This window comes from Actinomadura rubteroloni, assembly GCF_002911665.1.
In the GTDB taxonomy this organism is placed as follows: Bacteria; Actinomycetota; Actinomycetes; order Streptosporangiales; family Streptosporangiaceae; genus Spirillospora; species Spirillospora rubteroloni.
Window position 1 is genome coordinate 79,227 of sequence record NZ_MTBP01000004.1, and the last position, 12,841, is coordinate 92,067.

14 protein-coding genes are annotated in these 12,841 nt (G+C 74.3%); 13 read left to right on the top strand and 1 reads right to left on the bottom strand.

The annotated features are described in order from the left end of the window. The first annotated feature begins 8 nt into the window (after nucleotides 1-8). The 13 genes from BTM25_RS24610 (at nucleotide 9) to BTM25_RS24670 (ending at nucleotide 12,316) form a co-directional block, all read left to right on the top strand. Complete coding sequence (locus tag BTM25_RS24610) at nucleotides 9-1,226, top strand: sensor histidine kinase (RefSeq protein ID WP_103565404.1); 1,218 nt, start codon at nucleotides 9-11, stop codon at nucleotides 1,224-1,226. Continuing rightward, a complete protein-coding gene (locus BTM25_RS24615) occupies nucleotides 1,214-1,861 on the top strand; it encodes a response regulator (protein ID WP_103565405.1) in 648 nt (215 codons plus the stop codon). Before BTM25_RS24610 ends, BTM25_RS24615 begins: the two co-directional genes overlap by 13 nt. Next, nucleotides 1,858-2,655 carry a DUF4097 family beta strand repeat-containing protein gene (locus tag BTM25_RS24620; RefSeq protein WP_103565406.1) on the top strand — a complete coding sequence of 266 codons (798 nt, stop codon included), beginning with the start codon at nucleotides 1,858-1,860 and terminating at the stop codon, nucleotides 2,653-2,655. Before BTM25_RS24615 ends, BTM25_RS24620 begins: the two co-directional genes overlap by 4 nt. A 228-nt stretch (nucleotides 2,656-2,883) precedes the next feature. Beyond that, the gene (locus tag BTM25_RS24625) at nucleotides 2,884-3,867 is read left to right on the top strand and encodes a methionine ABC transporter ATP-binding protein (RefSeq protein ID WP_103565407.1); all 984 of its coding nucleotides are present in this window, start codon (nucleotides 2,884-2,886) and stop codon (nucleotides 3,865-3,867) included. Continuing rightward, nucleotides 3,864-4,520 carry a methionine ABC transporter permease gene (locus BTM25_RS24630; protein WP_103565408.1) on the top strand — a complete coding sequence of 219 codons (657 nt, stop codon included), beginning with the start codon at nucleotides 3,864-3,866 and terminating at the stop codon, nucleotides 4,518-4,520. The genes BTM25_RS24625 and BTM25_RS24630 overlap by 4 nt, the downstream gene beginning before the upstream one ends. Nucleotides 4,521-4,553: 33 nt before the next feature. Continuing rightward, nucleotides 4,554-5,357, top strand: coding sequence for a MetQ/NlpA family ABC transporter substrate-binding protein (locus tag BTM25_RS24635; RefSeq protein WP_103565409.1), 804 nt, complete (start codon nucleotides 4,554-4,556; stop codon nucleotides 5,355-5,357). 122 nt (nucleotides 5,358-5,479) lie between these two features. After that, entirely contained in the window at nucleotides 5,480-6,430 is a 951-nt protein-coding gene (locus BTM25_RS24640; RefSeq protein ID WP_103565410.1) for an STM4015 family protein, read from the top strand. Between the two features lie 21 nt (nucleotides 6,431-6,451). Further along, nucleotides 6,452-7,393: an STM4015 family protein gene (locus BTM25_RS24645; protein ID WP_103565411.1), complete on the top strand. Its 942-nt coding sequence runs from the start codon at nucleotides 6,452-6,454 to the stop codon at nucleotides 7,391-7,393. A gap of 7 nt (nucleotides 7,394-7,400) precedes the next feature. Continuing rightward, complete coding sequence (locus tag BTM25_RS24650; RefSeq protein WP_103565412.1) at nucleotides 7,401-8,324, top strand: STM4015 family protein; 924 nt, start codon at nucleotides 7,401-7,403, stop codon at nucleotides 8,322-8,324. Further along, a complete protein-coding gene (locus tag BTM25_RS24655; protein WP_103565413.1) occupies nucleotides 8,321-9,394 on the top strand; it encodes an STM4014 family protein in 1,074 nt (357 codons plus the stop codon). Before BTM25_RS24650 ends, BTM25_RS24655 begins: the two co-directional genes overlap by 4 nt. Then, nucleotides 9,391-10,182, top strand: a complete 792-nt coding sequence (locus BTM25_RS24660) for an STM4013/SEN3800 family hydrolase (RefSeq protein ID WP_103565860.1) — start codon at nucleotides 9,391-9,393, stop codon at nucleotides 10,180-10,182. The genes BTM25_RS24655 and BTM25_RS24660 overlap by 4 nt, the downstream gene beginning before the upstream one ends. Further along, nucleotides 10,179-11,474, top strand: a complete 1,296-nt coding sequence (locus tag BTM25_RS24665) for an STM4012 family radical SAM protein (RefSeq protein WP_103565414.1) — start codon at nucleotides 10,179-10,181, stop codon at nucleotides 11,472-11,474. The genes BTM25_RS24660 and BTM25_RS24665 overlap by 4 nt, the downstream gene beginning before the upstream one ends. Then, nucleotides 11,474-12,316, top strand: coding sequence for an STM4011 family radical SAM protein (locus BTM25_RS24670; protein WP_103565415.1), 843 nt, complete (start codon nucleotides 11,474-11,476; stop codon nucleotides 12,314-12,316). The genes BTM25_RS24665 and BTM25_RS24670 overlap by 1 nt, the downstream gene beginning before the upstream one ends. Before the next feature lie 316 nt (nucleotides 12,317-12,632). Here BTM25_RS24670 and BTM25_RS24675 read toward each other — a convergent pair whose 3' ends face one another. Beyond that, nucleotides 12,633-12,836, bottom strand: coding sequence for a DUF397 domain-containing protein (locus BTM25_RS24675; RefSeq protein WP_328589676.1), 204 nt, complete (start codon nucleotides 12,834-12,836; stop codon nucleotides 12,633-12,635). Between the last annotated feature and the right edge of the window lie 5 nt (nucleotides 12,837-12,841).

Below are 12,841 nucleotides of genomic sequence, written 5' to 3' on the forward strand. Positions count from 1 at the left end.
TTCCGGGCATGGACCTCCCCGCCGCGGAGCGCCTGCCGTGGTCGCGGGAGGCGTGGCGCGACACGCTCTTCGTCCTGTCCGGCGCGCCGCTCCAGGCCGCCTGCTGGACGCTCCTCGCGCTGCCCTGGGCGTTCTGGGTCCCCGAGCGCGCCGGGTCGGTGTTGTCCCTGCTGCTGGCGTCGTGCGCGGCGGCGCTCGCGCTCGTCCGGCCGCTCACCCGGGCGCACCGGGAGCGGGCGTGGGCGGTGCTCGGCAGGGACCTGCCCGTCCCGCCGGCCCGTCCCGGCGGGCTCCTGCGCGCCCTGCGCGCCGAGGACCCGCGCCGCGACCTCGGCCGCGAACTGCTCTACCACCTGGTCGTCGGGCCGCTGCTCGGCGGCGCGGCGGCGGCCGTCGCGCTGGCCTGGGCGGGCGGGGCCGCGCTCGCGACGGCGGTCTTCTGGCCGCCGCACGCCGCCCTCCTGATCGCCGGGCTGACGCTCGCCGGGCTCGCGCTGCTGGCCGCCGCGCCGTGGCTGGCGGCCGGGGTGCGGCGGCTGGACGTCCGGGCGATGGCCGCGCTGCTCGGCCCCGACCGCGCCCGTGAGCTGGAGCGCCGCGTCGAGGACCTGGCGGGCAAGCGCGCCGACGTCGTGGACGCCGCCGACCTGGAGCGCCGCCGCATCGAGCGCGACCTGCACGACGGCGCCCAGCAGCGCCTGGTCGCGCTCGCGATGAACCTCGGCCTGGCCCGCGAGACGCTGACCGACGTCCCCGAGCCCGCCCGGCGCGTGATCGTCGAGGCGCACGAGGAGGCCAAGGCGGCGCTCGCCGAACTGCGCGACCTCATCCGGGGGCTGCACCCCGCCGTCCTCGCGGACCGGGGCCTGGACGCCGCGCTGTCGGGCGTCGCCGCGCGCGTGCCGCTGCCGGTGACGCTGCGCGTGGACGTCGCCGAACGCGTCGCCTCGACCGTCGAGGCCGTCGCGTACTTCGTCGTCGCCGAGGCGCTGACCAACGTCGTGAAGCACGCGGGCGCGGCGAGCGTCGAGGTGGCCGTCGTCCGCGACGGCCCCACGCTGCGCGTCCGCGTCGCCGACGACGGCGCGGGCGGCGCGGATCCGGCGCGCGGCACCGGGCTGGCCGGGCTCGCCCGCCGCGTCCGGTCCGTGGACGGGACGTTCCGCGTCGTGAGTCCCCCCGGCGGCCCGACCGCCCTGACCGTGGAGCTGCCGTGCGCGTTGTGATCGCCGAGGACTCGGTCCTGCTCCGGGCCGGGCTGATCAAGCTGCTGGAGACCGCCGGGTTCGAGGTCGTCGCGGCGGTCGGGGAGGCGGCCGGGCTGCTGGCCGCCGTCGCCGAGCACCGGCCGGACCTCGCGGTCGTGGACGTCCGGATGCCGCCCGGCCATACCGACGAGGGCGTGCGCGCCGCGCTGGTGATCCGCCGCGAGTCGCCGGACGTGGCCGTCCTGCTGCTGTCGCAGTACGTCGAGGAGCGCTACGCCGCCGACCTGCTCGCCGAGCACACGAGCGGCATCGGCTACCTGCTGAAGGACCGCGTCGCCGACGTCTCGACGTTCCTGGACGCGCTGCGCCGCGTCGCCGCCGGGGGCACCGCGCTGGACCCCGAGGTCGTCGCGCAGCTCCTGCTGCGCCGGGGCGGCGGGCCGCTCGGCCGGCTGACGCCGCGCGAGCGCGAGGTGCTGGAGCTGATGGCCGAGGGACGCTCGAACGCCGGGATCGCTGCGGCGCTGGTGGTCAGCGAGAGCGCGGTCGCCAAGCACATCAACGGGATCTTCACCAAGCTCGACCTCCCGCACGCCGAGGGCGACCACCGGCGCGTGCTGGCCGTGCTGCGCTTCCTGGACGGCGACGCGTGACCGGCCGTCCGCGCCGCCGGGGCCGCTGGGTCGCGCTCGCCGCGCTGACGGCGGCCGGGGTGGTCGTGCCGGTCGGCGGCGAGATCGCGAGCCATGTGCTGCGGCGGACGGCGGACGTGCCGGTCACCTTCGCCCGTCCCGTCCGCGAGGTCCGGATCGACGCGGGCGACACGCGCGCGGTGTTCAGCGCCGGACCGGCCGGGCGGGTGGGCCTGCACGAGCGGCTGACCTGGACGCTCGCCCGGCCCGTCGTGCGGACGACGTGGGCGGGCGACGTCCTGTGGGTCAAGGTCGACTGCGGGCGGCGGACGCAGGTCGTCCCGGTCCTGGACTGCGGCGCCGACCTGGACTTCCGCGTCCCGCCCGGCACGGCGGTGACGTCCACGTCGTCGTCCGGTGAGGTCGCGGTGCGCGGCCTGGCCGGGGCCGTGACGATGCGGACGCACAGCGGCACGCTCGACCTCGCGGGCACGTCCGGGCCGGTGGACTTCGAGGCGAACTCGGGCGAGCTGGCCGCGACGGGCCTGCTGGCCGGACGGGTCGTCGCGCGGGTCGGGTCCGGGACGGTGCGGCTGGCGTTCGCGGACGCGCCCGGCTCGGTGTCGGCGCGGGCCGGGTCGGGGGAGGTGGCGGTGACCGTCCCGCCCGGCACGCACTACCGGGTCGCGGGCAGTACCGGGTCGGGGGACCGTGCGGTCGATCCCGCGCTGCCCGACCTCCGGGCGGCCGGCCTGCTGGACCTCACGACCGGCTCAGGGTCGGTGACCGCCGGATACGGGTCCGGACGGCTGTGAATCGCGCCATAGTCGCAGGTCGGCGGGCCTGCACGTTTGACGACATTTGTGTCGAGCGTGTTAACTCGTGACATGACCGTCGCCCGCCCCTGTCCGCCGTGCCGTCCCCCGGTCCCGGGGAGCCGCACGGCGATGTGCGCGCGCCGCTGAGGGCGACCCCTTCCTGATCCGCCGGGCCGGTCCGCGTCCGTCGACCTGAACCCGCATCTCTCCCGGGACCTATTTCCTGTGATTCAGATAGAAAAACTTCGCAAGGTCTACCAGGCCCGCGGCCGCACGGTGACCGCCGTCGACGGCGTCGACCTCACGGTGGACGCCGGGACCGTCCACGGCGTCCTCGGCCGCAGCGGCGCGGGCAAGAGCACTCTTTTGCGCTGCGTCAACCTGCTGGAACGCCCCGACTCCGGCCGCGTCGTCGTGGACGGCCGGGACCTGCTCGCGCTCCCCGGCGGCGAGTTGCGCCGCACGCGGCAGCGCATCGGGATGATCCACCAGCACTTCGGGCTGCTGTCCAGCCGGACCGTCGCCGGGAACGTCGCGTTCCCGCTGGAGGTCATGGGCGTCCCGCGCGCCGAGCGCACCGCCCGCGTCGCCGAACTGCTCGACCTCGTCGGCCTCACCGAGCACGCCGCCGCCTACCCGGCGCGGATCTCCGGCGGGCAGAAGCAGCGCGTCGGCATCGCCCGCGCGCTCGCCGGACGCCCGAACGTCCTGCTGTCGGACGAGGCCACGTCCGCGCTCGACCCCGAGACCACCGCGTCGATCCTGGAGCTGCTGCGCGACCTGAACCGGCGGCTCGGCCTGACGATCCTGCTGATCACGCACGAGATGGACGTCGTCCGGCGCATCTGCGACGCGGCGTCGGTGATGCGGGACGGGCGGTTCACCGAATCGGGCCCGGTCCGCGATCTGCTGCTGCGGCCCGGATCGGAGCTGGCGCGCGGGCTGTTCCCGCTGCCGCCGCCCGACCCGCGTCCCGGCACGACGCTCGTGGACGTCACGTTCGAGGGCGACGGCGCCGACCGTCCGTTCGTGTCCGCGCTCGCCCGCACCCATGACATCGACGTCAACATCGTCGGCGGGTCGGTCGAGCAGGCGGGCGGGACCCGGATCGGACGGCTCCGGATCGAACTGCCCGGCGACCCGGCCGCCAACGCGGCGCCGCTGGACTACCTGCGCTCGTCCGGCCTGGTGGTGGAGGTGCGGTCATGACGTTCGACGAGATGCTCCCGCTGCTGCGGCAGGGCACGATCGAGACGCTCCAGATGACGCTGTGGTCGACGCTGTTCACGGCGCTCGGCGGCGTCCTGCTCGGCGTCGTGCTCGTCGTCACCGACCGGGGCGGGCTGCTGCCGCTCCCGCCCGTCAACAAGGCCGTCGGGCTGGTGGTGAACGTCGGCCGCGCGGTCCCGTTCATCATCCTGCTGATGGCGCTGATCCCCGTCACCACCGCGATGGTCGGCACGTCCATCGGCACGACCGCCGCGATCCCGCCGCTCACCATCGCCGCGATCCCGTTCTACGCGCGGCTGGTCGAGACGTCGCTGCGCGAGGTGGAGCCCGGGACGGTCGCGGCGGCGCTCGCGCTCGGCGCGTCCCGCCGCCAGATCGTCGTGAAGGTGCTGCTGCGCGAGGCGTGGCCGGGCATCGTCGCGGGCCTGACGGTGACGGTCATCGCGCTCATCGGCTACTCGGCCATGGCGGGCGCGATCGGCGGCGGCGGGCTCGGCGACCTCGCCAAACGCTACGGCTACCAGCGGTTCGAGACCGGGATGATGCTCGTCATCGTCGTCCTGCTCGTCGTGCTGGTGGCGCTCGTCCAGATGCTCGGCGACCGGCTCGCCCGCAGGCTCAGCCACCGCTGAGCCCGTTCCCACCCGAAGAGAGAGGCACGCCCCGTGCTCCGCAAGCTCACCGCCGCCCTCGCGTCCGCCGGGCTCCTGTTCGGCCTGGCCGCCTGCGGCGGATCGGCGGACGACGACGACACGCTCACGATCGGCGCCACGTCCGTCCCGCACGCCGAGATCCTCACCTACGTCAAGGACCACCTCGCCGCGAAGGCCGGCCTCAAGATCGAGGTCAAGGAGTTCAGCGAGTACGAGCAGCTCAACCCGGCGCTCGCGTCCAAGCAGCTCGACGCCAACTACTTCCAGCACAAGCCGTACCTGGAGGAGTCGAACCAGAAGACCGGCGAGCACCTGGTGTTCGTCGCGGGCGTCCACCTGGAACCGCTCGGCGTCTACTCCAAGAAGGTCGGGAGCCTCCAGGAGCTGCGGCGGGGCGCGACCGTCTCGCTGCCGAGCGACCCGACCAACGAGGGCCGCGCGCTGAGGCTGCTCGCCGACAACGGGCTGATCACGCTGAAGCCGGGCGCGGGGCAGACCGCGACGGAGAAGGACGTCGCGGGCAACCCGAAGGCGATCAGGTTCCGTCCGACCGACGCGGCGTCGCTGCCGCGCCAGCTCGGCGACGTGGACGCCTCGGTCATCAACGGCAACTACGCGCTGGAGGCCGGGCTGAACCCGGCCAAGGACGCGCTGGTCAGCGAGAAGGCCGCGGGCAACCCGTACGTCAACGGGATCGTCACCCGTCCCGAGGACAAGGACGACCCGAAGATCAAGAAGCTGGTCGCGCTGCTGACCGGCCCGGAGGTCCGCACGTTCATCCAGGACAAGTACCAGGGCTCGGTGCTGCCGTCCTGACCGTCCGGCCGACGGCCCCGCTCCCGGTGTTCGCGCACCGGGACCGGGGCCGTTTCGGCGTCTTGCCCGGAAATGTCGCTCACGGCTGGTAGGACAGTCCGGACGAAGATCCGGAAGGGCCGATGAACCACTACGACATGCGCACGGAGTTCGCGGGACAGATCGTCGCCGACTTCGACTCCGGGCGGCTGCCCGAGCACGGCGACCCCGCGCCCGTGACGCCGCAGGAGGCCGCCGACCTGGCCTGGCGCGTGTCCGACGAGGAACGTTTCCGGGACGTCTGGGACGCCTTCCTCGACCAGGTCGACACGTCCCGCGTCCGGGCGCTGATCTTCGGCGCGTGGGGGCTGCCCGGCGACGGCGAGGAGGACTACCCCGTCCCGCTGCTGGCCGAAGCCGCCGACCGGTTCCCGGCGCTGCGGTCGCTGTTCCTCGGCGAAATTCCGCCCGAGATGAGCGAGATGTCGTGGATCGAGCAGGACGACATCACGCCGCTGCTCACCGCGTTCCCCGCGCTGGAGCGCCTGGAGGTGCGCGGCGGGGCCGGGCTGCGCCTCGAACCCGTCCGGCACACCGCGCTGCGGACGCTGCGCCTGGAGAGCGCCGGACTGCCCGCCGGGGTCGTCCGGGCGGTCGCCGCGTCCGACCTGCCCGCCCTGGAGCACCTGGACCTGTGGCTCGGCACCGCGAACCAGAGCGGCGACGCCACGCCCGCCGACCTCGCCGGCCTGCTGGACGGCGCACGCCTGCCCGCTCTGCGCCACCTCGGCCTGGAGGACGCCGAGATCGCCGACGACCTGGCGGCGGCTCTGGCGAGCGCCCCGCTCGTGGCCCGCCTGGAGTCCCTGAGCCTCGCCCTCGGCGCCCTGTCCGACCGCGGCGCCGAGGCGCTGCTCACCGGCCAGCCCCTGACCCACCTGCGGAAACTCAACCTGCACTACCACTACATCGGCGAAGTCCTGGCCGCCCGGCTCCGCGCCGCGCTGCCCGGCACCGACGTGGACCTGAGCCGCCCCCGGAACCCGTCCGTCGTCGGCGACCGCGAGTTCCGCTTCATCGCCGTGTCCGAATAGCCCTGAAAGGCGAACCCCCCGATGACCATCGACCACCACCTGGACACCTACGCGGGTCAGCTCGTCGCCGAGTTCACCAACGAGTACGTGATCGACGCCGCGGGCGCGCCGCCGCTGCCCCCGGCCGGCGACCACGCCTGGCGCGTCCGCACCGAGTTCGAGGAGACCCCGTTCAACGAGGTCTGGAACAGGTTCCTCGACACCGTCGACACCACGCAGGTCACGGCGCTGCTGATCGGCTACTGGGGCGCGGAGTACGACGAGCACGAGGCGGACCCCGTGGCGCTGCTGACCGCCGCGGCGTCCCGCTTCCCGAAGCTGCGGTCGCTGTTCCTCGGCGACATCGTGCTGGAGGAGTCGGAGGTCTCCTGGATCGAGCACACCGACATCGGCCCGATCTTGGCCGCCTTCCCGGATCTGGAGCGGCTCGACGTGCGCGGCTCCACGGGCCTCGTGTTCGAGCCGTTCAAGAGCGACGCGCTGAAGACGCTGCGGTTCGAGACCGGCGGGCTGCCCGCCTCGCTCGTCCGCGCGCTCGGCGCGTCCGACCTGCCCGCGCTGGAGCACCTGGACCTGTGGCTCGGCACCCGCATCTACGGCGGCGACGCGACGGTGGACGATCTCGCGCCCGTCCTCGGCGGCGAGCGGTTCCCGGCGCTCCGGCACCTCGGGCTGGAGAACTCCGAGACCGCCGACGACCTCGCGGCGGCGGTGGCGAGCGCCCCGGTCGTCGCGCGGCTGGAGTCGCTGAGCCTGGCGCTCGGCACCCTCGCCGACGAAGGGGCCGAAGCGCTGCTGTCCGGCCAGCCGCTCACGCACCTGCGCAAGCTCGACCTGCACCACCACTTCGTCGGCGACGCGCTGCTGGACCGGCTCCGCGCCGCGCTGCCGGGCGTCGAGATCGACTCCGGCGGGCAGATCGCCGCCGACCGCGACCGCCGCTTCATCACCGTCTCGGAATAGGGAATCCATGACCATCAGCCGGCACATCACCGAGTACGCGGGCCTGCCGATCGCCGAGTTCACGTCCGGCTCCGCGCCGGACGTCCCGGCCGCCGGGCACGCGTGGCGGGTGCGCTCCGAGAGCTACAAGGAAGGCGCGTTCGCGGAGCTGTGGGCCCGCTTCCTCGACACGGTCGACACCGCCGAGATCACGGCGCTGGTCGTCGGGTACTGGGGGCCGAGCGAGCGCGGCAACGCCAACTACCCCGTCGCGCTGCTGGCCGACGCCGCCGCGCGCTTCCCGAAGCTGCGGTCGCTGTTCTTCGGCGAGATCGTGCTGGAGGAGTCGGAGGTGTCGTGGATCGAGCACGGCGACATCGGCCCGCTCCTCGCCGCGTTCCCGGCCCTGGAGCGGTTCGACGTCCGGGGCTCGGAGGGCCTGACGCTCGACCCGTTCAAGAGCGACGCGCTGAAGACGTTGCGGTTCGAGACCGGCGGACTGCCCGCGGGCATCGTCCGGACGGTCGGCGCGTCCGACCTGCCCGCCCTGGAGCACCTGGACCTGTGGCTCGGCACCGGCGAGTACGGCGGCGACGCGACCGTCCAGGACCTCGCGCCCGTCCTCGGTGGCGAGCGGTTCCCGGCGCTCAGGCGCCTCGGGCTGGAGAACGCCGAGATCGCCGACGAGATCGCCGCGGCGCTGGCGGGAGCGCCGGTCGTCGCGCGGCTGGAGTCGCTGAGCCTGGCGCTCGGCGCGCTCGGCGACACCGGCATGGAGGCGCTGCTGTCCGGCCAGCCGCTCACGCACCTGCGCAGGCTCGACCTGCACCACCACTTCGTCACCGACCCGATGATCGAGCGGGCGCGCGCGGCGCTGCCCGGCGTCGACCTCGACCTCTCCGAGCGGGAGGACCCGGACGAGGACTGGCGTTTCGTGGCGGTCTCGGAGTGAGGTACACCGTCGTCGGGTCGCCCGGCGACCGGCGGGTCGCGCTGTTCGCCGCCGCCTGCCGGGCGTCCGGGCTGCCCGACCCGGACGTCGTCGGCTGGCCGGACGTGCTGCGCGGCGCCCCGCTCGTCCTCGCCCCCGGCACCGTGCTGCGCGTGGACTCGCCCGGCGAGAGCCCCGAGTCCGACGCGCTGCTGCGCGGCCCCGGCGACCCGGCGCGCGTCGGCGGCGGCGCGGCCTGGTACGCGGCGTTCACGGCCGCGCTGCGCCGGGTCGTCGCGGCGGCGGACGCGGCCGGGATCCACCGCACGTGCGACGCCGACGAGATCGCCGTCATGTTCGACAAGCGCCGCTGCCACGCCAGGCTCGCCGCCGCCGGGGTGCCCGTCCCGCCCGCGTTGCCGCAGGTAACCGGCTATGCGGAGTTGCGCGCGGCGATGGCCGAGGCGGGCGAGCCGCGCGTGTTCGTCAAGCCCGCGCACGGGTCGTCCGGTTCGGGCGTGGTCGCGCTGCAGACCGCGCCGGGACGCGTCAAGGCCGTCACGCCCGCCGCGTTCGGCCCCGGCGGGCTCGTCAACTCGCTGCGGCTGCGCTCCTACGAGACCGAGGAGGAGGTCGCGGCGCTGATCGGCGCGCTCGCCCCGGACGGCCTGCACGTCGAGCGGTGGCTGCCGAAGGCGTCGCTGGACGGCCGTCCGTTCGACCTGCGCGTGGTCGTCGTCGGCGGCGTCCCGACCCACGCCGTCGCCCGCGTCGGCAGCGGCCCGCTCACCAACCTGCACCTCGGCGGGACGCGCGGGGACCTCGGCGCCGTCCGGGACCTGCTCGGCCCGGACGGGTTCGCCGCCGCGCTCGACGTCTGCGCGCGGGCGGCGGCGTGCTTCCCCGGCACGCTCATGGCCGGCGTGGACCTGCTGGTCGGGCTCGGCGGACGCCGCGTCGCGGTCGGCGAGGTCAACGCGTTCGGCGACCTGCTGCCGAACCTCACCGGCCTGCCCGGCGGCCCCGCCGAGGGCCGCGACACCTACGCCGCGCAGATCGCCGCCGCGCGGGAGGCCCTGTGCTCGACATGAACCGGATCGTCGGGACGCACGACATCGTCCTGGTCACCCTGGACACGCTGCGCCACGACGTCGCCGAGGAACTGTGCGCGGCGGGGGAGACGCCGAACCTGGCGGCCGTCCTGCCCGGCGGACGCTGGGAGAAGCGGCACACGCCCGGCAGCTTCACCTACGCCGCGCACGCCGCGATGCTCGCCGGGTTCCTGCCCACCCCGGCCGCGCCCGGCCCGCACCCGCGCCTGTTCGCCGCCGCGTTCCCCGGCAGCGAGACGACCGCGCCGCAGACCTGGACGTTCGACGCCGCCGACCTGCCCACCGGCCTCGCCGACGCCGGGTATCACACGGTCTGCGTCGGCGGCGTCGGCTTCTTCAACAACCGGACCGCGCTCGGCTCGGCGCTGCCGTCGCTGTTCGCCGAGGCGCACTGGGAGCCGGAGTTCGGCGTGACCGATCCGGACTCGCTGCGCCACCAGGTCGACCGGATCGTGGCCGTCCTCGCCGGGCTGCCCGCGTCCCGGCGGCTGTTCCTGCTGCTCAACGTCGCCGTCCTGCACCAGCCCAACTGGTTCTACCTGCCCGGCGCGACCCGCGCGGACGGCGACACCCGCGCCAGCCACGCCGCCGCGCTCCGCCACGCCGACGCCGGCCTCGGCCGCCTGTTCGGGCTGCTGCGGCGGCCGAGCCTGGTGATCGTCTGCTCCGACCACGGCACCGCCTACGGGGAGGACGGCCACACCGGGCACCGGATCGGCCACGAGGTCGTCTGGACCGTTCCGTACGGGGAGTTCCTCCTGACATGACCGTTGAACTGATCGACCGGGCGACGAGCGACGTCTACCGCTCCTACGTCTACGCCTACCCGCACAAGACGGCCTACCGGCCGCTCGACCCCGCGCCGGCGCTCGCCGACGTCTGGGCGGACGAGGCCCGCGACGCGCTCTTCCTCTACCTGCACGTGCCGTTCTGCGAGATGCGCTGCGGCTTCTGCAACCTGTTCACCCGCACGGGTGCCCCAGAGGACCTGACCCGCGCCTACCTGGACGCGCTCGACCGGCAGGCCGACGCGGTCGCCGCCGCGCTCGGCCCGGCGACGTTCGCGACGGCCGCGTTCGGCGGCGGCACCCCCACCTACCTCACCGCGCCCGAGCTGGACCGGCTCTGCCGGATCGCCGGACGGTTCGCGACCGGCGTCCCGCTCGGCGTCGAGACGTCCCCGGCGACGGCCACCGCCGACCGGCTCGCCGTCCTCGCCGAGCACGGCGCCACCCGGATCTCGATCGGCGTGCAGAGCTTCCTGGACGAGGAGGCGCGTGCGGCCGTCCGTCCGCAGAAGCGGGCCGAGGTGGAGGCGGCGCTCGGCCGGATCCGCGCGGCCGGGTTCGACGTCCTCAACATCGACCTCATCTACGGCATCGACGGCCAGACCCCCGCGACCTGGCGTCGTTCGCTGGACGCGGCGCTGGCCTGGGAACCGGAGGAGCTGTACCTGTACCCGCTGTACGTCCGGCCGCTGACCGGGCTCGGCCGCCGCGCCCGCGACTGGGACGACCAGCGCCTGGAGCTGTACCGGATCGGCCGCGACCACCTGCTCGCCGCCGGATACGAACAGGTGTCGATGCGGATGTTCCGCCGTCCCGGCACCGGCGGCGGCACCGAGTACTGCTGCCAGACCGACGGGATGGTCGGCCTCGGCGCCGGGGCACGGTCTTACACGTCCGCTCTGCACTACTCGTTCGAGTACGCGGTCGAGGCGCGGCACGTCCGGGCGATCATCGACGACTACGTGGCGGCGCGCGACTTCGGCACCGCCCGCGTCGGGTTCGCGCTGGACGAGGACGAGCGGCGCCGCCGGCACGCCGTCCAGTCCCTGCTCCAGGCCGGCGGCCTGGACCGCGCCGCCTACCGCGCCCGGTTCGGCGGCGACGCGGCCGATCACCTGGACCTCGCGCCGTTCGCCGAGCGGGGCTGGCTGGCCGAGACCCCGGACGTCCTGCGGCTCACCCCCGAAGGGCTCGCGCACTCCGACGCGATCGGTCCCGCGCTGTTCTCCCCGCGCGTCCGCGCGCTCATGGACGCCTATGAGGCCCGCTGATGGACCACCTGACGATCCTGTACCGCGGTCCGCTCGCGAGCTGCGACTACGACTGCCCGTACTGCCCGTTCGCCAAGCGCCGCGACACGCCCGAGCAGCTCCGCGCCGACCGCGCCGCGCTGGAGCGCTTCACCGCGTGGGTCGCCGGGTGCGGGCATCCGGTGTCGGTGCTGTTCACGCCGTGGGGGGAGGGGCTCGTCCGGTCCTGGTACCGGCGGGCGCTGGTGGAGCTGAGCCGGCTGCCGCACGTCGAGCGCGTCGCGATCCAGACCAACCTCAGCCACCGCGTCGCGTGGACCGGCGACGCCGACCTGTTCCGGCTCGCGCTGTGGGCGACCTACCATCCCGGCCAGGTGCCCTACGAGCGCTTCCTCGGCCGATGCCGTGAGCTGGACGAGCGCGGGGTGCGGTTCAGCGTCGGGATCGTCGGCCAGCCCGAGCACCTGGACGCCGCGCGCCGCCTGCGCGCCGACCTGCCGCCGGGCGTCTACCTGTGGGTCAACGCCGCCGAGGGACGCACGTACACCGACGCCGAGGCGGCGGACTGGACGGCCCTGGACCCGCTGTTCGGCCACAGCCGCCGCGCGCACCCGAGCCGCGGCCTGCCCTGCCGGACGGGCGACAGCGTGGTCTCGGTGGACGGCGACGGGACGGTCCGGCGCTGCCACTTCGTCCCGGACGTGCTCGGCAACCTCTACGACGGGTCGTTCCGCGCGGCGCTGCGTCCCCGGCCGTGCCCGCTGGCGGTGTGCGACTGCCACATCGGCTACGTCCACCTGGAGCCGCTCGGCCTGTACGACGTGTTCGCGGGGGGAGTCCTGGAGCGCGTCCCGGCCCGGTGACCGCCGCGGAACCCGTGCCGTGAGGAGGTGCGGGTTCCGCGGCTTCTCCGTCGTGCGCCCGGCCCGGCCGGACGCTTTCCGGATCGGCGCGGAATGAACGACCGTGCCGACCGGAAGGTTGATTCCGGTTCAGTGAGACGTACAGTGAACCGGACAATCTTCCCAGTTCTTCAAAAGTGCGGGTGTTCTCTCATTCGCCGAACGTCAAGGCGATTCCGTGAGCGGTGGACAAAGGGATCTCCGGAAAATATGCCACCGCGCCGCAAAATGAATCGGGAGGGAAGTCGGAGCGGGACGGGGACCGCTCCACCGGGGATCAGGCGGGGGTGATCCGCCCGGTCTTGATGTCACCGATCAGGGCCGTCCACGCGCCGGTGGCCACGGGGATCAGACCGCCCTCGGGACGCTTGCTGTCACGGATCAGGACGCCCGCCGCGTCCGGCGCGATCTCCACGCACTCCGTCGCCCCGCTCACGGAGCTCTTCCGCCACATGCGCTGGGCGTTCGGCACTTCGGCCATTGTGC